At 63.6% G+C, this 21,481-nt stretch carries 26 protein-coding genes and 1 pseudogene; 11 read left to right on the top strand and 16 right to left on the bottom strand.

Annotation, left to right across the window (positions count from 1 at the left end):
- The first annotated feature begins 30 nt into the window (after positions 1-30).
- The 6 genes from DNK06_RS11015 (at position 31) to DNK06_RS11040 (ending at position 5,307) form a co-directional block, all read left to right on the top strand.
- Positions 31-1,398 (top strand): CmpA/NrtA family ABC transporter substrate-binding protein, encoded by a 1,368-nt coding sequence (locus DNK06_RS11015; RefSeq protein WP_131180074.1) that lies wholly within the window; start codon positions 31-33, stop codon positions 1,396-1,398.
- Entirely contained in the window at positions 1,398-2,234 is an 837-nt protein-coding gene (ntrB, locus tag DNK06_RS11020) for a nitrate ABC transporter permease (RefSeq protein WP_131180075.1), read from the top strand. The genes DNK06_RS11015 and ntrB overlap by 1 nt, the downstream gene beginning before the upstream one ends.
- Before the next feature lie 4 nt (positions 2,235-2,238).
- Entirely contained in the window at positions 2,239-3,147 is a 909-nt protein-coding gene (locus DNK06_RS11025; RefSeq protein ID WP_131180076.1) for an ABC transporter ATP-binding protein, read from the top strand.
- Complete coding sequence (cynS, locus tag DNK06_RS11030; RefSeq protein WP_131180077.1) at positions 3,140-3,580, top strand: cyanase; 441 nt, start codon at positions 3,140-3,142, stop codon at positions 3,578-3,580. Before DNK06_RS11025 ends, cynS begins: the two co-directional genes overlap by 8 nt.
- 118 nt (positions 3,581-3,698) lie before the next feature.
- Entirely contained in the window at positions 3,699-4,766 is a 1,068-nt protein-coding gene (hemE, locus tag DNK06_RS11035) for a uroporphyrinogen decarboxylase (RefSeq protein ID WP_131180078.1), read from the top strand.
- Between the two features lie 22 nt (positions 4,767-4,788).
- Positions 4,789-5,307, top strand: coding sequence for a hypothetical protein (locus DNK06_RS11040; RefSeq protein WP_131180079.1), 519 nt, complete (start codon positions 4,789-4,791; stop codon positions 5,305-5,307).
- A 96-nt stretch (positions 5,308-5,403) separates the two neighbouring features.
- Here the strand turns inward: DNK06_RS11040 and DNK06_RS11045 are convergent, their stop codons facing one another.
- Both DNK06_RS11045 and DNK06_RS11050 read right to left on the bottom strand, forming a co-directional pair.
- Positions 5,404-5,685, bottom strand: coding sequence for a hypothetical protein (locus DNK06_RS11045; protein WP_131180080.1), 282 nt, complete (start codon positions 5,683-5,685; stop codon positions 5,404-5,406).
- Positions 5,686-5,740: 55 nt separating this feature from the next.
- Positions 5,741-6,148 carry a DUF2141 domain-containing protein gene (locus DNK06_RS11050; RefSeq protein WP_131180081.1) on the bottom strand — a complete coding sequence of 136 codons (408 nt, stop codon included), beginning with the start codon at positions 6,146-6,148 and terminating at the stop codon, positions 5,741-5,743.
- An 82-nt stretch (positions 6,149-6,230) separates the two neighbouring features.
- Here DNK06_RS11050 and DNK06_RS11055 point away from each other — a divergent pair, with 82 nt between their 5' ends.
- The 4 genes from DNK06_RS11055 to darH are packed head-to-tail and all read left to right on the top strand — an operon-like array spanning position 6,231 to position 9,720.
- Positions 6,231-7,148, top strand: coding sequence for a dialkylrecorsinol condensing enzyme (locus tag DNK06_RS11055; RefSeq protein WP_131180082.1), 918 nt, complete (start codon positions 6,231-6,233; stop codon positions 7,146-7,148).
- A gap of 19 nt (positions 7,149-7,167) precedes the next feature.
- Entirely contained in the window at positions 7,168-8,325 is a 1,158-nt protein-coding gene (locus DNK06_RS11060; protein ID WP_131180083.1) for a beta-ketoacyl-ACP synthase III, read from the top strand.
- Positions 8,315-8,722 (top strand): DarG family dialkylresorcinol biosynthesis protein, encoded by a 408-nt coding sequence (locus tag DNK06_RS11065; protein WP_131180084.1) that lies wholly within the window; start codon positions 8,315-8,317, stop codon positions 8,720-8,722. Before DNK06_RS11060 ends, DNK06_RS11065 begins: the two co-directional genes overlap by 11 nt.
- Positions 8,719-9,720, top strand: a complete 1,002-nt coding sequence (gene darH, locus DNK06_RS11070) for a BtrH-related acyltransferase DarH (protein WP_131180085.1) — start codon at positions 8,719-8,721, stop codon at positions 9,718-9,720. The genes DNK06_RS11065 and darH overlap by 4 nt, the downstream gene beginning before the upstream one ends.
- Positions 9,721-9,930: 210 nt before the next feature.
- Here the strand turns inward: darH and DNK06_RS11075 are convergent, their stop codons facing one another.
- The 6 genes from DNK06_RS11075 to DNK06_RS11100 are packed head-to-tail and all read right to left on the bottom strand — an operon-like array spanning position 9,931 to position 14,298.
- On the bottom strand, positions 9,931-10,482 hold the full coding sequence (locus DNK06_RS11075; RefSeq protein WP_131180086.1) for a hypothetical protein: 552 nt from the start codon (positions 10,480-10,482) through the stop codon (positions 9,931-9,933).
- Entirely contained in the window at positions 10,479-11,585 is a 1,107-nt protein-coding gene (locus DNK06_RS11080) for a beta-ketoacyl synthase N-terminal-like domain-containing protein (protein ID WP_131180087.1), read from the bottom strand. The genes DNK06_RS11075 and DNK06_RS11080 overlap by 4 nt, the downstream gene beginning before the upstream one ends.
- Positions 11,582-11,848, bottom strand: a complete 267-nt coding sequence (locus DNK06_RS11085; protein WP_131180088.1) for an acyl carrier protein — start codon at positions 11,846-11,848, stop codon at positions 11,582-11,584. Before DNK06_RS11085 ends, DNK06_RS11080 begins: the two co-directional genes overlap by 4 nt.
- Positions 11,830-13,017, bottom strand: a complete 1,188-nt coding sequence (locus DNK06_RS11090) for an ABC transporter permease (protein WP_131180089.1) — start codon at positions 13,015-13,017, stop codon at positions 11,830-11,832. Before DNK06_RS11090 ends, DNK06_RS11085 begins: the two co-directional genes overlap by 19 nt.
- The gene (locus DNK06_RS11095) at positions 13,014-13,898 is read right to left on the bottom strand and encodes an ABC transporter ATP-binding protein (RefSeq protein WP_131180090.1); all 885 of its coding nucleotides are present in this window, start codon (positions 13,896-13,898) and stop codon (positions 13,014-13,016) included. Before DNK06_RS11095 ends, DNK06_RS11090 begins: the two co-directional genes overlap by 4 nt.
- Entirely contained in the window at positions 13,891-14,298 is a 408-nt protein-coding gene (locus tag DNK06_RS11100; protein WP_131180091.1) for a hotdog family protein, read from the bottom strand. The genes DNK06_RS11095 and DNK06_RS11100 overlap by 8 nt, the downstream gene beginning before the upstream one ends.
- Positions 14,299-14,358: 60 nt before the next feature.
- On the opposite strand from DNK06_RS11100, the gene DNK06_RS11105 reads away from it, so the two are divergent.
- Entirely contained in the window at positions 14,359-14,913 is a 555-nt protein-coding gene (locus DNK06_RS11105; protein WP_131180092.1) for a methyltransferase family protein, read from the top strand.
- Between the two features lie 549 nt (positions 14,914-15,462).
- On the opposite strand, the gene DNK06_RS11110 is transcribed toward DNK06_RS11105, so the two are convergent.
- The 8 genes and pseudogenes from DNK06_RS11110 to DNK06_RS11140 form a co-directional block, all read right to left on the bottom strand.
- A complete protein-coding gene (locus tag DNK06_RS11110) occupies positions 15,463-15,903 on the bottom strand; it encodes an excinuclease (protein ID WP_131180093.1) in 441 nt (146 codons plus the stop codon).
- 16 nt (positions 15,904-15,919) lie between these two features.
- Positions 15,920-16,321, bottom strand: a complete 402-nt coding sequence (locus DNK06_RS11115; RefSeq protein ID WP_207389940.1) for a hypothetical protein — start codon at positions 16,319-16,321, stop codon at positions 15,920-15,922.
- A gap of 31 nt (positions 16,322-16,352) precedes the next feature.
- Complete coding sequence (locus DNK06_RS11120; RefSeq protein WP_131180095.1) at positions 16,353-17,579, bottom strand: beta-ketoacyl-ACP synthase; 1,227 nt, start codon at positions 17,577-17,579, stop codon at positions 16,353-16,355.
- Between the two features lie 19 nt (positions 17,580-17,598).
- Entirely contained in the window at positions 17,599-18,327 is a 729-nt protein-coding gene (fabG, locus tag DNK06_RS11125; protein ID WP_131174391.1) for a 3-oxoacyl-ACP reductase FabG, read from the bottom strand.
- Positions 18,324-18,806, bottom strand: a complete 483-nt coding sequence (locus DNK06_RS25290; RefSeq protein WP_165493586.1) for a hotdog family protein — start codon at positions 18,804-18,806, stop codon at positions 18,324-18,326. The genes fabG and DNK06_RS25290 overlap by 4 nt, the downstream gene beginning before the upstream one ends.
- Positions 18,807-19,079: 273 nt before the next feature.
- Positions 19,080-20,276 (bottom strand): annotated as a pseudogene (locus DNK06_RS11130) (beta-ketoacyl-[acyl-carrier-protein] synthase family protein); the annotation flags it as partial.
- Positions 20,273-20,755 carry a DUF3261 domain-containing protein gene (locus DNK06_RS11135; protein ID WP_131180096.1) on the bottom strand — a complete coding sequence of 161 codons (483 nt, stop codon included), beginning with the start codon at positions 20,753-20,755 and terminating at the stop codon, positions 20,273-20,275. The pseudogene DNK06_RS11130 and the gene DNK06_RS11135, both read right to left, overlap by 4 nt.
- Positions 20,752-21,480, bottom strand: coding sequence for a class I SAM-dependent methyltransferase (locus DNK06_RS11140; protein WP_131180119.1), 729 nt, complete (start codon positions 21,478-21,480; stop codon positions 20,752-20,754). The genes DNK06_RS11135 and DNK06_RS11140 overlap by 4 nt, the downstream gene beginning before the upstream one ends.
- Position 21,481 lies beyond the last annotated feature (1 nt).

The following is a 21,481-nucleotide window of genomic DNA, read 5'->3' on the forward strand; positions in this document are numbered from 1 at the left end:
TTGGGGCAGGCCATCGCAGGAGTGATCACGATGAGCGTCAACAGCCTGGACGATCCATTCAGCCCCGACAGCGAGCTGTCCCACGCTGCCGGGTGTGCCTGTCAGCGCTGCACGCCCAGTGCCGGCGCGCTGCCTTCGAGCAGCGAGGAAATGCTCGATCGCGCCGTGGAGAATGCCATCGTGCGTGGCGTGTTCGGCCATGACGAGTGCTCCCGGCGCAGTTTCATGGGGCTGATCGGCGGCGGCGTCGCGGCGGCGATCCTTGGCAGCCTGATCCCGCTGGATGCGGTCAAGGCCGCGGTCAAGGACAGCCTCGGCCCGCTGGAGAAAACGCGCCTGAAGATCGGCTTCGTGCCCATTACCTGCGCCACGCCGATCATCATGGCCGAGCCGATGGGCTTCTACGCCAAGTACGGGCTGGACGTGGAAACGGTGAAGACCGCGGGCTGGGCCGTGGCGCGCGACAAGTCGCTGGCCGGCGAGTACGACGCTTCGCACATGCTCTCGCCGATGCCGCTGGCCATCACTCTCGGCCTGGGTTCGACGCAGACGCCTTTCGTCATGCCGGTGCTGGAGAACATCAACGGCCAGGCCATCGTGCTGGGCATGCAGCATCAGGACAAGCGCGATCCGAAGCTGTGGAAGGGCATGCGTTTCGGGGTGCCCTTCGAGTACTCGATGCACAACTTCCTGCTGCGCTATTACGTCGCCGAGCATGGCCTGGATCCGGATCGCGACATCCAGATCCGTGTGGTGCCGCCACCGGAGATGGTCGCCAACCTGCGCGCCGGCAACCTCGACGGCTTTCTCTCGCCTGATCCGTTCAACCAGCGCGCGGTGTGGGAGAAAGTCGGCTTCATCCACCTGCTGACCAAGGAGCTGTGGCCGGGCCACCCGTGCTGCGCCTTCGCCTGCAGCCAGCGCTTCGCCAGCGAGAATCCCAATACCTATGGCGCGCTGCTGCATGCGCTGATCGACGCCACGCAGTATTCCTCCAAGGCCGAGAATCGCAAGGAAGTGGCCGAGGCGATCTCTACCCGCAATTACCTCAACCAGCCGGTACCGGTGGTGCAGCAGGTGCTCAGCGGGCGCTACGCCGATGGCCTGGGCAATATCCATGACGAGCCGCAGCGTATCGACTTCGACCCCTTCCCCTGGCAGTCGATGGCGGTGTGGATTCTCACCCAGATGAAGCGCTGGGGTTACCTGCAGGGTGATGTCGATTACCGCAACATCGCCGAGCGGGTATTCCTCGCGGCCGATGCCGGCAAGGTGATGAGCGACCTCGGTCTGCCGGTGCCGGCCGATGCCTACAAGTCCTTCAGCGTGATGGGCAAGCCGTTCGATCCGGCAGACCCGGAAGGTTACCTGGCCAGCTTTGCCATGCGGAGGTCATGATGAAAGCGTCCATTTCCCTGCGCGCGGCGATCCTCTCCGCGTTTCTGCTGGTACTGCTGCTCGCCGTCTGGGAGGTGCTCTGCCGGGTGCCGGCTGGCGCGGCGGTGAGCGCCGATGACGAATACGCCATGCTGATGGGCGAGGCCGAGCAGGAAGCGCGGGTGCCGCCGCCTTCGGTGGTGCTGGCGCATGCCTATGCCGAGCTGAGCCAGCCGTTCTATGACAACGGGCCGAACGACAAGGGCATCGGCATCCAGCTCGCGCATTCGCTGTACCGGGTGCTGACCGGCTATCTGCTGGCGGCGCTGGTGGCGATTCCGGTCGGCTTCGTCATCGGCATGTCGCCACTGATGTATCGCGCGCTCAATCCCTTCATCCAGATCCTGCGACCGATCTCGCCGCTGGCCTGGATGCCGCTGGCGCTGTTCGTGATCAAGGATTCGCAGACCTCGGCGATCTTCGTGATCTTCATCTGCTCGGTATGGCCGATGCTGCTCAACACCGCGTTCGGTGTCGCCGGTGTACGGCGCGACTGGATCAACGTCGCCCGCACCCATGAACTGGGGCCGCTGCGCACCGCGTTCAGCGTGATCCTGCCCGCCGCGCTGCCGACCATCCTTACCGGCATGCGTATCTCGGTGGGCATCGCCTGGCTGGTGATCGTCGCCGCCGAGATGCTCGTCGGTGGCACCGGCATCGGTTACTACGTGTGGAACGAGTGGAACAACCTGAACCTGGCCAGCGTGATCTTCTCGATCCTGATGATCGGCGTGGTCGGCATGCTGCTCGACCTTCTGCTGGGCAGCGTCGCCCGTCTCGTCAGCTATCAGGAGTGATGTCATGTCCCGCTATTTTCTCGATGCCCGCCGCCTGGCCAAGCGTTTTCCGCAGCCCGGCAGCGAGCCGCTGACGGTATTCGAAGATGTCAGCTTCGGTCTCGATCAAGGTGAGTTCGTCTGCATCATCGGCCATTCCGGTTGCGGCAAATCCACCATCCTCAATGCGTTGGCCGGGCTGGACAGCTTCAGCGAAGGCACGCTGGAGATGGCCGGCAAGGAAGTCGCCGGCCCCAGCCTCGAACGCGGTGTGGTGTTCCAGAACTACAGCCTGCTGCCCTGGCTCAGCGCGCTGGAGAACGTCGAGTTCGGCGTACGCGCGCGCTTTCCCGGCTGGTCGAAGGAGCAGCGCCGCGCGCACAGCCGCAAGTACCTGGAAATGGTCGGTCTGGGCGGCTCCGAGGCGCGCAAGCCGGCGCAGCTGTCCGGTGGCATGCGCCAGCGCGTGAGCATTGCCCGCGCCTTCGCCACCCAGCCGCAACTGTTGCTGCTCGACGAACCCTTCGGTGCGCTGGATGCCCTGACCCGCGGGGTGATCCAGGACGAGCTGCTCAAGATCTGGAGCGCCACCAAGCAGACGGTATTCATGATCACCCATGACGTCGACGAGGCGATCCTGCTCTCCGACCGCATCCTGCTGATGACCAACGGCCCGCAGGCGCGCATCGCCGAATCGGTGTGCATCGACCTGCCACGGCCACGCCAGCGCGACCAGGTCATCCACCACCCGGCGTACTACCGCATCCGCAACCACCTGGTGGATTTTCTGGTGAACCGCTCGCACGAGCTGCGCGGGCGCACTGTCGCCGACGAGCAGGGCTTCCCGCCCGAGATCAACCCCGCCCTGGACGAGCCGGCCGCTGCCGCCAGGGCTGTACCACTGACCCCCGTGAAGGAGCTTCACCATGGATAAGCAACAGATGCGCACCACCATTAGCGCCGCCAGGGAACGCCTTGGCCTGGACTGGGCGGCTCTTGGCCAGGGTATCGGCATGTCACCGGTGTGGACGACCTCGGCTTGCCTGGGCATGAACAGCATGCCCAAGGTTCAGGCCGACGCCCTGTGTGAAATGCTCAAGTTGCCCGAGGAGGTCTCCGCCGCGCTGCAGGCCTTCCCGCACAAGCATTGGGACAAGGCCATCCCCACCGATCCGCTGATCTATCGGTTCTACGAGATGATCAACGTCTATGGCGAGACCATCAAGGAGCTGATCCATGAGGAGTTCGGCGACGGCATCATGAGCGCCATCGACTTCAGCATGGATATTTCCCGTGTCGCCGACCCGAAGGGCGACCGTGTGCAGATCGTCCTCAACGGTAAGTTTCTACCCTACAGAAGCTGGTGACAGAGTCGCGGCATATCGTCGCGATGGACGAAAGGCACGGCACTCGCCGTGCCTTTTTTTTTGCGCTCTGCGAGAATGCCCGCACTTTTTTGTCGATTACTTGTGTTCGGGAACCGCCATGACTGCCCTGAAGAACGACCGTTTCCTGCGTGCTCTGCTCAAGCAACCCGTCGACGTCACGCCGGTGTGGATGATGCGTCAGGCCGGTCGTTACCTGCCCGAGTACCGGGCCAGCCGGGCCAGGGCCGGCGATTTCATGAGCCTGATGATGAACCCCGAGTTCGCCTGCGAAGTCACCCTGCAGCCGCTGGATCGTTATCCGCAGCTGGACGCGGCGATCCTGTTCTCCGACATCCTCACCATTCCCCACGCCATGGGCCAGGGCCTGTATTTCGAGACCGGCGAGGGGCCGCGTTTTCGCAAGGTGATCGACAACGCCGCCGATGTCGACGCGCTGCCGATTCCCGATCCGGAAAAGGATCTCGGTTACGTGATGGATGCGGTACGTACCATCAAGTCGGCATTGGGTGGCCGTGTGCCGCTGATCGGTTTCTCGGGCAGCCCGTGGACGCTGGCGACCTATATGGTCGAGGGCGGCTCGTCGAAAGACTTCCGCAAAATCAAGGCCATGCTCTACGACAACCCGCAGGCCATGCACGCACTGCTCGACAAGCTGGCGCAGTCGGTCACGGCCTATCTCAACGGGCAGATTCGCGCGGGCGCGCAAGCAGTGCAGATATTCGACACCTGGGGCGGCAACCTGTCGTCAGCGGCTTACCAGACGTTCTCCCTGGCTTACATGCAGAAGATCGTCGACGGCCTGATCCGCGAGCATGACGGGCGCACCATCCCGGTGATCCTGTTCACCAAGAATGGCGGATTGTGGCTGGAGTCGATGGCGGCTACCGGTGCCGACGCGCTGGGGCTGGACTGGAGCTGTGACATCGGCGAAGCGCGCAGCCGCGTCGGCGCCCAGGTGGCGCTGCAAGGCAATATGGATCCCACCGTGCTGTATGCCAAGCCTGCGGCGATCCGCGCCGAGGTCGCGCGCATTCTCGCCAGCTACGGCACTGGCAGCGGCCACGTGTTCAACCTGGGACACGGCATCACCCCGGAAGTCGACCCGGCCCATGCCGGCGCCTTCCTCGAGGCCGTGCACGAGCTGTCGGCGGCGTATCACCGCTGACCGTTCGAGAGGGGGCGCTTGCATGTCCTTCGATACCGGTATCTTCATCGCGCTTCTGGCCTTGCTGGTTTCCTGCGTCAGCATGGGAGTCAGCCTATACAACGTCGTGCGGGATCGGGCTCGGATAAAGGCCTATTCGTCCATCTACTACGACCACTCCCGAAGCCTGGAGCCCGATCCAAGCCTGCGTATTCGTGTCGTCAATGTAGGAAGGCGGCCGGTGATGCTCGCCTACCTGGTGAAGTCAAGCCGAGAGGGGGAGTGGGCCAGCACATTGCGGCCGATACAGCCGCCTGAGGAGAGTGGAGGTCAGCTTGGCGTGTGGATCGATAAGGCTATGCTGGCTCAGCATTCCGCCCTGCGTCTTGCCGAAAGAGAGGTATTCGAGATGCTGATCCATCGGGAAGATTATGGTTTCCACTTATGCAATTGCTCTGGAGATAGTGTGCTGGAGGCCGAGAAGCTCTATGTCGAGGACGTCCAGGGGCGCCGCTATTTCGTCAAGGGTTCCAGGAAGAACATTGCGCGGCTGATCTCGTAATCGGAGTTGGCCGATTCCCAGCCGAGATCCCGATCTTTTCGCAAGTCCATTGGCTTGACCCATGCCGTCCACTTTCCTTCCAACCATAACGTTCTGTCATGGTAACGCTCCTGGTTCTGGTGGTGCGCCACGCTGATGATCGTGGTGTTCGGCCAGCAGCAGGTAGAGGTTGTCTTCGTTGGCGTTGTCCAGTGCCAAGATGGCTTCGTCGAGGAACAGGTAGTCGGGGCGGTGCAGCAGCACGTGGGCGAAGGCCAGGCGTTGCTGTTCGCCGGGGCGGCAGGCGTTTTCCCAGTGGTCGCTGTGCGCCAGCTTGCCGGCAGCCGTGCAGTCGCACCTGCTCCAGCGCTTCGGTGCAACGCTGGTCGTTGAAGGCATCCCTCGGCGGCGGGGTAGCAGAGTGCACCTCGCATGCGCCGCTAAGGCTGCTCGCTCACGGGGCGGCAAGTCTGCTGTTTGCCCGGGGCTGGTGCAAGCGTACGCCGATCAGGGTGTCGTCTTCACCGTGCTCGAACTGGGCGTCCTTTGGCTTGGGCTTGCCCTTGAACAGGGACGGGTTGCTGGAAAACCCGACTGGCTCGAGGGGAATTCCTCGCGGGCTGAGGTCGAGTCGGCCGTTACCGTTGCTGTCCTGAAACAACTGCAGGGCGAAGCGCCCGGGGGGCACGTCCTTGAGGATCAGTTGCTCCCCTTCGCCCTGCAGCTCACGCAGCATCGGCTCCCAGCTTTCCTGATCGGCGGCCACCAGGGCCAGGTACAGCGTGGCGGCGCTCTGGTTGTCCTCCACGCGTATCAGCAGATCGCCCGCCTGTGCCGATAAAGACCCGAGCAGGAGAACCACTACGCAGACCGTGCAGCCTTTGGTTACGATTTGAAGAATTCTCTGTGGCATAATCCGCCCATTTTGCAGGGATTCGCTTTAAATGCGTCAGGTTCTAGTCGTTCACTTCTCACAGACTGGCCAATTGAACCGCCTGGTGCAATCGGTCTGTGCGCCGTTGCAGGCGAGTGACGGCATCCAGGTGGATTTCCTGGCGCTGGAGCCGGCCAAGCCTTTTCCCTTTCCGTGGCCCTTTCTCGGCTTCTTTCGGATCTTCCCGGAAACCGTGCTGATGCAACCGCAGCCCCTGTTGCCGCTGGCAATCGATGCCGACAAGGATTACGACCTGGTGATTCTCGCCTATCAGGTGTGGTTTCTGTCGCCGTCGTTGCCGTTCACCAGTTTCCTCGCGACGCCCGAGGCCGCGCGGCTGTTGCAGGATACGCCCGTGGTGACCCTGATCGGCTGCCGCAATATGTGGCTGATGGCCCAGGAAAAGGTCAAGACGCGCCTGCAGGCGTTGGGCGCAAAACTGGTCGACAACGTGGTGCTGACCGATGCCTGCGGCACGGCGGCGAGTTTCCTGGCCACTCCGTTGTGGATGTTCACCGGTCGACAGAAACCTTACAGCTGGGTGCCGCGCGCCGGTATCGACGAGACGCAGATGGCCGATGCCAGCCGCTTCGGCGATGCCATGGCGCGCCGCCTGCTGGCTGACGAGCAGCCCATCGAGCAGCCGATGCTCAGCGGCCTGGGTGCGGTGAAGGTGGATGAAAAGCTGATCGCCAGCGAAAAGGTCGGCAATCGCAGCTTCACCCTGTGGAGCCGGCTGCTTGCCGCCCTCGGCCCGCAGCAGAGCAAGCGCCGTGGCGCCGGGCTGGTGGTGTACATCGTGTTCCTGATCTGCCTGATTCTGACCGTGGTGCCGATCAGTGCCCTGTTGAAAAAAGTGTTGGCCCCGCTGTTCAAGGCGCGAATCCAGCGTGAAAAGGCCTACTTCGCCGGCCCGTCCGGCGAGTGAAGTGGTTCGAGGTAATTCCGTGGTAACCCCCGTATTCATCAACCGCATCAGTGCTTGCCTGCCCCATGACCCGGTCGACAACGAGCAAATGGAAGCTCGTCTCGGCATGGTCGGTGGCAAGCCGTCGCGCGCGCGCAAGCTGGTTTTGCGCCGTAACGGCATCCAGCAGCGCCACTACGTCATCGACCCACGCAGCGGCGAGCCGAGCATGAGCAATGCGCAGCTCAGCGCCGAGGCGATTCGTGGGCTGGCAGGCGCGGGCTTCGCGCTGGACAGCCTGGATTGCCTGGTCGCCAGCACCTCCTCGCCCGACCAGATGATGCCCGGCCACGGCGTGATGGTGCATGGCGAACTGGGCAATCCGCCCTGCGAGGTGGCGACCACGTCAGGTATCTGCCTGTGCGGGATGACCGCGCTGAAATACGCCTGGATGAGCGTGGCCAGTGGCGAAAGCCGCAACGCCGTGGCTTGCGGCTCCGAAGTGGCGTCGACGCTGATGCAGGCGCGCAACTTCAATGCCGAGTACGAGAGCCGCGTCGACGAACTGGAGAACCATCCGGAAATCGCCTTCGAGAAGGATTTCCTGCGCTGGATGCTGTCCGACGGCGCTGGCGCCGTGCTGCTGCAGGGTCATCCCAACGCCAGCGGGTTGAGCCTGCGTATCGACTGGCTGGATATTCTCTCCTTCGCCGACCGGATGCCGGCCTGCATGTATGCCGGCGCCGATATGGAAAACGGCAGCCTGCGTGGCTGGAGCCGCTACGACGCCGATGAGCGCGCCCGGCAGTCGGTAATGGCGATCAAGCAGGACGTCAAACTGCTCAACGAAAACATCGTCAAGTACACCGTGGAAGAGGCGCTGCGGCGCATCATGACGCGCCGTGAGCTGCGCGTGGCGGATATCGACTGGTTCCTGCCGCACTATTCCTCGGAATTCTTCCGTGAACGCTTGGCCGTGGGCCTGGCCAATGTCGACCTGCCGATTCCCACTGAGCGCTGGTTCACCAACCTGACCAGCAAGGGCAATACCGGCGCGGCGTCGATCTTCATCATCCTCGACGAGCTGTTCAACGGCGGGCGCTTGCGCAGCGGCCAGAAGCTGCTGTGCTACGTGCCGGAAAGCGGGCGTTTCTCCAGTGCCTTCATGCATCTCACGGTGGTCGGCCATGAAGCTTGACGAGGTTCCTCAGGATCACAGCTCCACCTATGGCGGCCACAGCAAACTGGTCTATGCCGTGGATGCCAGCGGCCATTACCAGGGTACCCAGAGCGATGGCTGGGAGCCCGAAGCCTATGCCACGCAATTGGCGGTGGCCGAGCTCGAGGCCCAGGCGGCCGAGGCTGAGGCGGCCTGGCGTCGCGGCGAGCTGTCGCCGCTGAAATGCCTGATGTACCGCTACCGCATGGACGAACCGGCGCTGGCGCAGATAGCCGGGCTCTGGCAATGGCGCGTGCGGCGGCATTTTCGTCCGGAGATCTACCGGCGCCTGAGCACCGCGCTGCTGGCGCGTTATGCCGAAGCCTTCGGCCTGTCCGTCGACGAGTTGCGTCGCTATCAGAAGGAAACACCATGAGCGCGTTCGAGCACCGTCAGAGCGCCCACTGCGAAAGCGGCGTCATGGCCAGTCTGCTGACCCATGCCGGCCTGCCGATGAGTGAGCCCATGGCGTTCGGCCTGGCATCCGGCCTGGCTTTTGCCTACCTGCCGATCGTCAAGCTCGGCGGCATGCCGCTGATTGCCTACCGCATGCCGCCCCGTCACCTGATCAAGACCCTGAGCAAGCGTCTGGGCGTGCGCCTGACCAGCCGTACCTTCTCCAGTCCCGAGGAGGGCCGTCTCGCCTTGGATGCCGCCCTCGACAGCGGTCGCCTGGCCGGGCTGCAGAGTTCGGTGTTCTGGCTGCCGTATTTCCCGCCAGAGATGCGCTTTCACTTCAATGCTCACAACCTGCTGGCCTATGGGCGCGAGGGCAACGAATACCTGCTCAGCGATCCGGTGTTCGAGACGCCGGTGCGTTGCGCTGCCGAGGATCTGCAGAAGGCGCGTTTCGCCAAGGGCGCCCTGGCGGCCAAGGGGCTGATGTATTACCTGGACGACGTCTCGCCCGACCAGGACTGGGAGCGGCTGATTCGCAAGAGTGTGTTGTCCACCTCGCGCATCCTCGATGGCATGCCATTGCCGTGGATCGGCATTCGCGGCATCGGGCACCTGGCCAAGCGCGTCGAGGCGCTCGATCCGGTGCAGGTCAAGTACAACCGTCTGTACCTCACCCATATCGTGCGCATGCAGGAAGAAATCGGCACCGGTGGCGCGGGTTTCCGCTTCATGTACGCGAGCTTTCTGCAGGAGGCCGGCGAGAAGCTCGGTGATGCCACGCTGCAAGAGGCCTCGGTACGCATGACCGCGGTGGGCGATGACTGGCGCCAGTTCGCCTCGGCGTGCGTGCGGGCCAGCCGTAGCAAGGGCGAGGCGCCGGATTTCAGGCCGATCGCCGAGATGCTGCGCGGCATTGCCAGCCAGGAACGTGTCTTGATGAAAGAACTCGGGGCCTGGGCCAGGCGCAAGGGTTGAGCCAGGGCTGCAGTAAGGCGATAGCGGCCGTTCGAAATTTGTATCGGATGTGCCGGCCAAATGTCGGATTACGCTTCGCTAATCCAACCTACGAGGCCATGGCACGAATGTAGCCTGGATTAGCCGCAGGCGTAATCCGGGGCCGAAGGCCTGATCCTTCGTTCAATGCGGATCATCGACTGGCCGCTCCCGCCATACAGCAGTCGCTTTTTATAGCTGCAACAGCAGCACGTCGATCCCCGCCGTTAGCTCGGCAAAATCTGCCGCTTTGCTCAGCCCATTGATCAGCACCGCCTGGGCTACGAACTCGTCGTTCTCGTCGATCACCACCAGCAGCGCCTGGCTGACCAGGCCGTCGGCCAGATCCAGTCCGGCCAATGCCTGCAGCTGTTTCCAGGCACGCGGGCCGGCGCCGATAAACAGGTTCGGTCCCTCCAGCCCCAGTTGGGCCGCGACGTGGAAGCCGGCAGCATTGCTGACGCTGTTGACGAATTCGAAGGGCTTGGGCTGAAGCTGGCGGACACACACCGCGTCGAGCAGTGAACCCATGGTTACCCGTGCCGGGTAGCGTGATGCCAGATACAGCCCGCAATCTCGACGCACCTGCGCCTTGAGAGGGGCGGTGCACAGCAGCGCCTGGAGAATCAGCCGATCGATGCGCCGCGGCGGGCTGTTCAGCCATTCACCCAGGGCGGCCTTCAGATCCTTATCGGAGCAGCTGGCGTTGCCGCGAACGCTGCAGGCGGCAATGGCTGCGCTCATGACGCTTCTCCCGTGCAGCGCTGCAGCACCAGGCTGGCGTTGTTGCCGCCGAAGCCGAAGAAGTTGGCCAGCAGCAGGCTGTCATCGGCGATGGCGAGCGGCCCGGCCGGCAGTGGAAGCAGAGCTTCGTCGGTGTAATCGCACGTCGGCAGATGCGCGAGGTTGTGCACCAGCAGCAGGGTTTCAGCGAGGCCGCAGGCGCCCAGGGTATGTCCGAGCCAGGGCTTGAGCACGCACAGTGGCGGCAGCGCAGCGCCGTACAGCAGGCGCACGCCGTTGCTCTCGGCTCGGTCGTTGGCGCCGGTGGCGGTGCCGTGCAGTTTCACCAGACCGATCCGCTCGGCGCTCGTGCCAGCGCTGCGCAGGGCTTGGCGCATCACCCAGTCGATATGGCTGCCATCTTCGCGGGTGGTGGTCAGGTTGCTGGTGTCGCAGGCGCTGAAACCGCCGAGCAGCCTGGCCAAGGGGGCCGGGCCGGGCTCCAGCGCCAGCAGCGTGGCCACGTAGGCCTCGCCGAGAATCAGGCCATCGCGTTGGGGGTGGAAGGGGCGGTAGTGGCCACTGGCAGAGATCAGATCCAGCGCGCCGAAGCCTTGCTGAGCTACTGCGCTGGGCGTCTCGAAGGCCAGCACCAGGGCGCGGCGGTAAAGGTTCGCGCCGAGCAGGCGGGCGCCATACAGCAGGCCGTTGGCGGCGCTGGTGCACGCGGTGTTCAGGGTAAAGGTATCGGCGAAGCCCCAGCGCTCGCGGAGTTGCTCGGCGATCAGGTCGAGGGAGGTCGAGTGATCGGGGTGGAAGCCGCCGTCCTGGCCCACGCGCTCTTCCAGCTCGTTGATATCCAGGCTGGTGCTGGCGACGATCAGCAGGCAGTCGTCCAGCGCACTGGCATCCTCGCCAAGTGTCTCGCGGATCAAACGGTCGAAATGCTGATCCCGGCTCTCGCCCGCCGGCACGCTCAGGTAAGGGCGCGGCTGCTGCAGTTCGTGCAATACGAAGGTATCCGCGTCAGGTAGCACGCCACGCTGCAGAGCCTCACTGGCCGCGCGCAGATCGGCGCCGAGTGCACTGTGCAGAGCGCCATGCTGAAGATAGACGGGCGTCACTGCTTCTGCCTGATGAAGGCCGCGATGCTGGCGATGCTGCCCAGGATGCGTCGGCCGTCCTTGGCACCTTCGATGCGCACGCCATAATGCTGTTGCAGTGCCAGCGAGACCTGCAGCGCGTCCAGGCTATCCATCTGGATACGGCTCTGCTGGCCGAACAGTGGCTCGTCGTTGTCGATGCTTTGCCAGTCGATGTCGTCTTCCTTGTCGCACTCTCGAATCAGCAATTGCTTGAGCTTTTCTTCTAGTAGTGTGTCGTCCATTGCGTTTGCTGTACTCGTTTGTGGAACAGGAACAAGCCGCTGGCGCCCGCCAGTGCTGCGAACAGCAGCAGGCGCCCGCACCAGGGGGCTACGTCGTTGAGTGAGCCGTGGCCCACCAGCAGAGTGAGAAAGGCGTCGAGCGCCCAGCTCATCGGGGATACTTCCGCCAGTTGGCGCATGGCCTCCGGCATCACGCTCTTGGGCACCATGATGCCGCCGATGGCCGCGAGGATTATATTGATCCCGCCGCCAAGCAAAAGCGCTTGTTCACTGCTGCGTGCCAGTGCCGCCAGCAGCAGGCCGAGGCAACTGGTGGCCAGGGCGATGCTTGCCGCCACAAGTGCGTAAGCCGCCAGGCTGCCATTCAGTTCCAGCGCTGGCAGCCCGAGCAGCGGCAGGCCGTGCATGCCGATGCCCAGGAGCAGCACGAACTGCAACAGGTTGATGGCCAGGTAAGGCAGCATCTTGCTCAGCGCCAGGGTTCCGAGTCCCAGACCCAGGCAACGAAAACGCAGCAGCGCGCCGCTCTGTTGCTCGCGCTGGAAGCTGCCGGCCATCGGCAGCACGACGAAGAACATGCCGAAGATCAGCCAGGCCGGTACGCTCATCTGCGTGGCATTGGCCTGGTTGCTCAGGTCGCCGCTGGCCAGGCGCTCGCGCTCGTCGATATGGCTCTCGGTACGTTGCTGGATCAGTTCGAGCTGTTCGGCCGGAGTAAGGTTTTCATCCAGCGCGCCGCTGTCCTGCAAGTAGGCGAGCAGTCGGGTTTGCGCCAGGGCGATGGTCACGGCGCCGTGCAGGCGCTGGCGCGAGAGGCGATCGAACTGGGCGGGGAAGCTCAGCGCCGGGCCTTGGTGAGGCGTATCCAGCAGCCTGTCGTCGAAGTCGGCGGCCAGGCTGATGCGTGCCATCTCCGGCGGGCCGCTGGCAAGCAACTGGCTGTCGGGTAATTGCGCCTGCAGCGCACTCTGGAAGAAGCGGCTGGAATCGCTCTGCTGTGCTGCTTCGAGCACCAACTGCAGGGGTGGGAGGCGATCCTGCAGGTAGCTGGACATGGCCCCGGCCATGATCACCAGAAACAGCGTCGGCATGATGAACAGCACCGCCAGCGCGTGTGGATCGCGCAACAACAGGAGGATTTCCTTGCGAACCAGGGCGCGCAGTCTCATAGCCGACCTCCATTGAGGTGCAGGTAGAGCTGCTCCAGAGACGGGCGACCAAAGCGCAGCAGACTTGGCGCCTGCGCTTGCTCGGCGATGCAGCGGATGATCGCCAGCAACTGCACCACGTTCAGCGAGGCGATGCGTACGCCGTTGGGCAAATGCTCGACATTCAGGCCCAGCCCATCGAGCAGCGGCAGCAGCGCTTCAGGTGCGCGTTCGGGCCATTCCAGGAGCAGGCCCGGTTGATCGCCGAGCAGTTGGTGCTTGTCGATATCCAGTTGCACGCGGCCTTCATGGAGCAGCAGGATGCGATCCGCCACACGCTCCACCTCGTCGAGGTAATGGCTGGTGTAGATCACGGTCTTGCCTTCGGCGACCAACTGCTGGACGGCCTCGAGCAGCATCTGTCGGCTAGTGGCGTCGACGCCCACGGTGGCTTCATCGAACAGATACAGCTCTGCTGGTTGCAGCAGGCCGATGGCGAAGTTGAGGCGCCGCTGTTCGCCGCCAGACAGGCGTTCGGCGCGGCGTTCGAGCTTGTCTTCCAGGGCCGTACTGGCGATGCAGCGATCCAGACGCTGGCGACGTTCAGGGCCGCGCAGTTCATAAAGATCGGCAAACAGTTCGAGGTTTTCCTTCACCTTCAGCCCGGCATAGAACGCCAGTTGCTGCGGCACCAGACCGAGGCGCCGCTCGCCTTGCCAGACGATCTGCCCGCTCAGCGGCTGCAGCACGCCACTGAGCAGCGACAGCAGGGTGGTCTTGCCGGCGCCGTTGCTGCCGAGCAGGCCCAGGCATTGCCCTGCCTGCAGGTGCAGGTCGATACCTTGCAGCGCCGGCTGGCGGGCTTCGGGGTAGCAATAGCCGAGGTCGTTGAGCTCAAGCACGGACGAGCACCAGCAGGAGTTTGCCATCGAGCAGCAGGCATCCATCGGCGTGCACGCTGAAACCATACAGGGCGCCCGCCGGGCTCAGCGTTTCCTGGATCGCGCTGATCAGCAATTGGCCGTCGCGCTGTGTCGGCTGGTGATGCAATTGCAGGTGCGAGAGCTTGCCGACGAGGGCCATTTCGATGGCGTCATCGTCGCCGTATAGGGCACCATGTGCAGCGCACAGTTGCGCGGCGGCTTCGAACAGCAGGCAAGGCGAAGCGTTTTCGCCCAGGCTGTCGAGGTGGTGCCAGCCACTCAGGCCGCGGATGCTGCTGGCGTCGTGTTCGAGCAGCGAGTCCAGCCAGAGCGCCTTGCCCTGGTGCGGCAGCAGTGTGTGCAGTTGGGTGCGATCCATGGCGAGCGTCTGGGCGTGCGAGCGCAGCAGTGTAACAGAGGGCGATTGGGGAGGAATGTGGTGGGGGTCTGGCAATTACTGGTTTTCGTGGTGCTGAGCATCGTCCTGACGGGTATTTCCTGGCGGTCGCTGGGTAACCCGCGCAGCCATGGTTTTTATCGCTTCATCGCCTGGGAGGTGATGCTGGTATTGCTGGTGCTCAATGCGCCGTTCTGGTTCGAGAACCGCGATGCCACCCATCAGCGTATTTCCTGGGTGCTGCTGACGGCTTCACTGCTGGTGTTGTTCGCGGGCGTGTACCAGATGCGTCGCTTCGGGCGTGCCGACGAGCGGCGTCAGGATGATGAGCTGTTCGCCTTCGAGCGCACGTCGAGGCTGGTCACCAGCGGCATCTTCCGCTACATCCGCCATCCGATGTATTGCTCGCTGCTGCTACTGGCCTGGGGCATCGCCTGGAAACAACCGACGGCCGTGACTCTGGTGCTGGGAGTGCTGTCCAGCGTGCTGCTATGGCTGGCCGCCAGGTGTGAAGAGCGCGAGTGCCAGGCTTATTTCGGCGATGCCTACCGCGACTACATGGCGCGCAGTCGGATGTTCATTCCGTTCATTTTCTGAGGGCTTGTTCACGATCTGCTGCGAGTCGGCCTTATCGCGTTAAAAACAGGCTGGATCGCCAGCCCGGTCGGACTGCCCATTTACAGCTCGTAAACTCCGCGTCCTCGCCTGTTTTGCGGAGACGCCTAGTGTCGCGGCAACGGTTATGTGTCGGTCTAGGTGTTCGATGTCCGTGAGGTGGTGAACGGAACACGCGTGATGGGCGATGGTAGCCATAAGGCGATGCGGCCACTCGTAGGGTGGATCGGGGCGCGTAGCTGACGCTTTACCTACGCGGCCCGACCCGTCCACCGTTTTGCGATCACAATGGTGGATGAAAAGAGCGTCATCCACCCTACGCCTGCTCAGCCCGTTCGCTTGGATGCGACACTAGTCCTTGTATGGCTCTAGCTCGCTAGATAGTGAACAGGCTCTGAGCTTGGCGCTCAACGGCCTGGTGGCTGGCTTTCGATCATGGGCCGGCGGTAGACGCGTTGATAAGCCTCGTAGTCCAGGTTGATATGAAAAAGCCGCCCACAGGCGGCTTGGTTTGCTACGACCGGGCAGCGCTTACTTGACGCTGGCGTACTTACCCTTCAACGCCACGCCGGCCATGATGGCACCAGCGTGGCATTCGTATTTGCTGTTGTCGCGGTATTCCTTGCTCTTGTAGTAGCTGGCCAGGTCGACCACGGCGTTGGCGCCAGCGGCCTTGGCGGAATTCTGCAACTTGATCAGCGCCGATTGCAGAACCCAGCTGCAGGCTTCCTCGTCACTTTTACCGAAGGCATTGGTCTTCTGGTTGGTGGTGACGTTGGCATTGATGATCTTGGCGCCAGCCGGCGTCTTGTTCAGGTAGAACTTCACCGAACCGTCCAGGCGACCGGCCTGGGTGGCTTCATTGATCACCGACTGGAAGTCCAGGAAGTGTGCAGTGTCACGGGCCTGGCTGACGGCAGGCAGCAGGGCGACGGTGAGAAGTGCAGCAGTGGTCCAGATTTTCGCTTTCATGGGTATCTCCTTGAGTTCACTGGGGCAAATAGAGTGAGGGGCTGCTCAATTCCTGCTGGATGCTGCGATCCAGATTCTGGATCCACTTGTTGTAATTGCGATGGATCTTGCCTTTGCGGTAGTCGAGGTTGTGACTGTCGCGGTAGCGGATCGAGTAAGTCGATGCGGTATAGGGAATGGTGATTTGCGCCTGGTGGCTGCGGCGGGTGATCAGTGCCAGGATCTGCCCCTGATCGGCGCGTTCGACTGTCCACTGACGGCGTTGCAGGGCGGTGAGGATCGCCCGACGCATGTCATCCTGGCCCTTGAGCGCAGCAGGCGGTGCGCTGTTTTCGATGTTCACCACAGGCTTCGAGGTGCAGGCGGTGATGCCCAGCAGCAGAAGGGCGAGCAGGGCAATGCGGTTGAAACGAGACATCATCCATGGTCCTTGTCAGTGAAAAATCTGCTTAGTGCCAGCGGCGGAAAATCAGCGATGTATTGACCCCACCAAAGGCGAAATTGTTGTTCATCACGTATTCGTTGTTCATCTCGCGGAATTCGCCGCGCAGATAGTCCAGTTCGCCACACGCCGGGTCGACCTGATCCAGGTTGAGCGTATGCACGTAGCTGTCGCTGTTGAGCATTTCGATGCTGAACCAGGATTCCAGCGCGCCGCAGGCGCCGAGGGTGTGACCGAGGTAGCTCTTCTGCGAGCTGATCGGCATCTTCGCGCCGAACAGGTTGCTGGTGGCCTGGGTTTCCGCCACGTCACCCTGCTCGGTAGCGGTGCCATGGCCATTGACGTAACCGATGGCGTCCGCTGCCAGCGCGGCATCTTCCAGCGCGAGTTCCATGGCGCGGCGCATGGTAGCCTGTACCGGCTTGGTGGCGTGCTGGCCGTCGGCGTTGCAGCCGAAGCCGACGATTTCGGCATGGATGGTGGCACCGCGGGCGAGCGCATGCTCGAGTTCTTCGAGTACCAGCATGCCGGCGCCCTCACCGATCACCAGGCCGTCGCGACCGTTGTCGTAGGGGCGCGGGCTGGTGTGCGGCGCGTCGTTCTTCAGGCTGGTGGCGTAGAGCGCATCGAAGACCATGGCCTCGGTCGGGCACAGCTCCTCGGCGCCACCGGCGAGCATCAGCGGCAGGCGCCCGAACTTGATCGACTCGTAGGCGTAGCCGATGCCCTGGCTGCCGCTGGTGCAGGCGCTGGAGGTCGGAATCAGCCGGCCGGTAAGACCGAAGAAGATGCTGATATTGGCTGCCGTGGTGTGCGGCATCATGCGGATGTAGGAGTTGGCATTGAGGCCGTCGGCGACCGAGTTGAGCAGCATGTTGCCGAACGCCTTGATTTCCTCGGTACTGCCGGTGGACGAACCGCAGGCCACGCCCATGCGTCCGTCACCGATAGTCGCGTCGCCGAGCAGTCCGGCATGCGCCAGGGCGCGCTCGGCGGCGTAGACCGACAGCCGCGATACGCGGCCCATGCTGCGCAGTTGCTTGCGCGTCCAGTGGCCGGGCACGACGAAGTCGTCCACCGGGCCGCCCAGGCGGGTGTTCAGTTCGCTGAAACGATCCCACTCGTGCATGACGCGAATGCCGCTGCGATTGGCGCGGAAATTCGCCGAGATACTGTCCCAGCTATCGCCCAGGGAGGTAATGCCGGCCATGCCGGTAACGACTACGCGCTTCATCGTGCCACTTCACTCTTGATCAACACAGACCGCCATTCACGGCGATTACCTGGCGGGTGATATAGGCCGCCTCTTCGGACATCAGAAAATTCACCGCGCCAGCCACTTCTTCCGGGGTGCCCATGCGCGCGGCGGGAATCATCTTGAGAATCTCCTCGAGCGGTACGTGCTCGTCGAGAATCTCCGTATCGATCAGCCCTGGCGCCACGCAGTTGACGGTGATCCTGCGCTTGCCCAGCTCGATGGCCAGCGCCTTGGCGGCGCCGATGATACCGGCTTTGGAGGCGCTGTAATTGACCTGGCCGCGATTGCCGATCAACCCGGAAACCGAGGTGATGCAGACGATACGCCCTGGCTGGCGGCGGCGCACCATGGGCATGGTCAGCGGCTGCAGGACGTTGTAGAAACCATCCAGATTTGTGCGCAGCACCACATCCCAGTCCTCTCCGCTGAGTGCCGGGAAGGCGCCATCGCGGGTCAGCCCGGCGTTGCACACCACGCCGTAATAGGCGCCGTGGATTTCCACGTCGGCTTCCAGGGCGCTGCGGCAGGCCTCGCGGTCGGCCACGTCGAACTGCAGGATGCGGGCGCTCTGGCCGAGGGCTGCGATCTGCGCCTGTACGGCCTCGGCTTCGTCGCGGCGCGAACGGCAGTGCAGTACGAGATCGAAACCGGCGCGCGCCAGGCGCAGGGCGATGGCGCGGCCGATACCGCGGCTCGATCCGGTGACCAGAATGGTCTCGCTCATGGGAGCGGCTCCTGAGAAAGGGTCTGAGTAAAGGGCGGTTCCTGAATGTAGCTGGCCACGTCGCGGGGCTGGAATACGTTCAGCCGGGCTTCGACGAGAATGTCCGGGCCTTGCAGGCGGCATTCGAACACGCACATGCCATTGTCATCCTGCAGCGAGCGGGTGGCGCTGATGTGCAGGGTACTGCCGGCCGGGAAGCGCTCGACGTTGCAGGTGAAATTGCGCGTGCCGAGCAGGAAACCGAGTTCCACCGCACGGCCTTCCCGACGCGCGTGGCAACCGGCGAAGGCGGCCACGCTCTGGGCCATCAGCTCGATGCCGACCGATGCCGGCAGGCTGCCGTCTGAATGGCTGAACAGGCCGCCTGGGCGAACCTCGAGGCGCGTCTCGATATGCTCGGCATCGAACGCCAGCACTTCGTCGATCAGAATCATGTCGCCAGCGTGGGGCACCAGCTCGGCGACGGGCCAGACACTCACGGCAGGTCTCCTAGGGTCTGTTGACGTTTCAGCGCAAGCCGCGTTGCTGCGAGAAATCTCGCCAGGCGAGGCGGAGGACGCAGGGAATGGCGTTCCCTTTTCAAGTCCTCCAACGACGCATGGCGAGATTTCCCGCGCAACCCGTAGGGCCGGGCCAGTTTTGGCGCGATGCTGCGTTTCTCGGTGACTCATTTGGCCAGCCAAACTTCGCACCTCGTGCCTTGCCTCGCGCAAAAACTGGCTCCGGCGCGGTCGTGCTGAAGCGTCAACAGACCCTAAAATCAAGGACAGGTTGTTGCCACCAAAGGCGAACGAATTGCTCATCAGGTAACGGCGGCCACCCGTTGGTAGCTGGTCATGGACGTTCGCCTCGACCAGGTTCAGGCGCGGCAGCTGCGGGTCTGCCTGGCCATCCCAGACATGCACGGGCAGCTTACCGGCGGGATTGTAGTGGCTCAGGGTCAGCCAGCAGAACGCCGCTTCCAGCGCCCCGGCGGCGCCGAGGGTATGACCGGTCAGTGATTTGCTCGACGAACAGGCCACGCCGGCGGGAAACAGCGCCTGCACCGCCAGGCTCTCCATGGCGTCGTTATGGGTGGTGGCGGTGCCATGCAAGTTCAGATAGCTGATCTGCTCGGCCGCCAGGCCCGCAGCGCTCAGCGCCTTGTGCATGGCTTGTTGGGCGCCGATGCCCTGTGGATGCGGCGCGGAAATATGGTGCGCGTCGGAGCTGGCGCCGCCGCCGAGCAGGGCAATGCCCGGGACATGATCGTCGTCGTGCGCGCGGGTCATCAGGAACAGTGCTGCGGCTTCACCGATATTGATGCCATGACGGTTGATCGAGAACGGATTGCAGCGTTCGTCGGATACCGCTTCGAGGCTGGCGAAGCCGTTCAGGGTCAGCTTGCAGAGGCTGTCGACGCCGCCGCACAGCACCGCATCGCAAACACCCAGTTGCAGCAGGCGCTGGGCGCTGAGCAGGGCGCGGGCGCTGGAGGTGCAGGCGGTGGATTGGCAATACACCGGCCCGCTCAGCCCCAGCCAGTCGGCGAGAAAAGTGGCAGGCGCCACGATTTCCTGACGGCTGTAGTGGTACTCGGCAGGCAGGACGCCGCTGTTCACGTATTCGGCGATATGCTCGCCCGCCTCGGCGATACCCGAGGTGCTGGTGCCGAGCATCACGGCGATGCGCCCGGCGCCATGGCGGGCAATGGCAGCCTGGATCTCGTCGTGGATTTCCAGGGCTGCGGCCAGCAGCAGCCGGTTGTTGCGGCTGAGGGCGTGTTCCTGGCCGGCGGGCATGGCCGGCAACGGCGTCTCGACCGCGCCGACGGTCACGCTGCGCTCGGGTATCCAGCCGGCCTGGCGACGCATGCCACTGGTGTCGCCGGCGAACAGGGCATCAGCCACCGCCTGCTTGCCCTGACCGAGGGCGCAGATAACGCCGAGGGCGTCGAGTCGAGCGATCATGGTTGCATCTCCAGTGGGCTCACCCGGTAGTGCTGCTTGCCGTTATCCAGTTCGATGACCAGCGGCGCCTGGTAATGGATACGCCAGTGCGGCGCGAGCTGGCGATTGTCAGTGCCTTGCTGCTGCCAGTTAGCCTGATCGTAGTTGCGCGCCAATTCATCGGTCGGGGTGAGGGCGAACAGCAGGGCGGCGAACAGCTCCCGCGCCTCGCCATTGGGCGGCAGCAGGCCGTCGTTGTGCCAGGCACCGCCAGCCAGGGATTGTCGGGCCAGGGGCACGCCAAGCGGGTCGAACAGTGACCAGCGCAGTGCGCTGCCTTCGGCCTGGATCACCAGCAGCCAGACTTGACCATCGGCCGTGCTTACCTGCAGCGATATCGGTAGCGGCTGAACCAGCGTTGGCGAAGACGCGGGCAGCGGCGTGCGGGCGGCACAGGCCGTCAGCAACAGCACGCAGGCGAGCAGCAACAGCTTGTTCATGTCGGCGTCTGCTCGAAGGGTTTGCGCACCGCCGCATTGACCAGGGTTTCATTGCGCTGGCCAAAGGGCTTGGGCCGGCGAATGCCCCAGCGTTCCAGCAGGCCGAAGTCCTGCGAACGGCTCCACCACAGGTAGGGATAGGACACGTTGCGTTCGCTGAACTCGAAGCCCTGGTCGCGCAGCATGCCCAGGTATTGTTCGGCGCTCTTCTGCACCTCCATCGGGTGGCGGAACAGCCAGCGGATCACCCAGGTATCGATGTAGTACTTGGTCGACTCGGCGAACAGCAGCAGGCCGCCGGGCTTGAGCACGCGCCAGAATTCGGCCAGGGCCTGCTCCTGTTCGACCAGATGATGGAAGGTCTGGTGACAGAAGAGGATGTCGACGCAGGCGTCGGGCAGCTGGATCGCCGCACAATCACTGGCGATCAGTTGCACGTCCAGCTCCAGGCGATCCGCTTCGGCGCGCGAGCAGTCGAGGCTGTGCGGGTCGGCATCCAGGCCGATGATGCGTGCGGGCTGAAAGGCCCGCTGCAGCAGGGAGAACGATTTGCCCTGGCCACAACCGGCATCCAGTACCAGCGGAGCGCTCGGCAGCGGGCCGCTGATCAGCTTGTGCAGATCTTCGACGGCCACGCGTAGCACATGGTGCTGCCACACATGGCTGCGCAGGAACCAGAAACCGAAACCGGTCTCCTCGACATAGGTGGCCGCGGCGCGGTTCATC

The organism is Phytopseudomonas daroniae (genome assembly GCF_004327285.1).
Classification (GTDB): Bacteria; Pseudomonadota; Gammaproteobacteria; order Pseudomonadales; family Pseudomonadaceae; genus Aquipseudomonas; species Aquipseudomonas daroniae.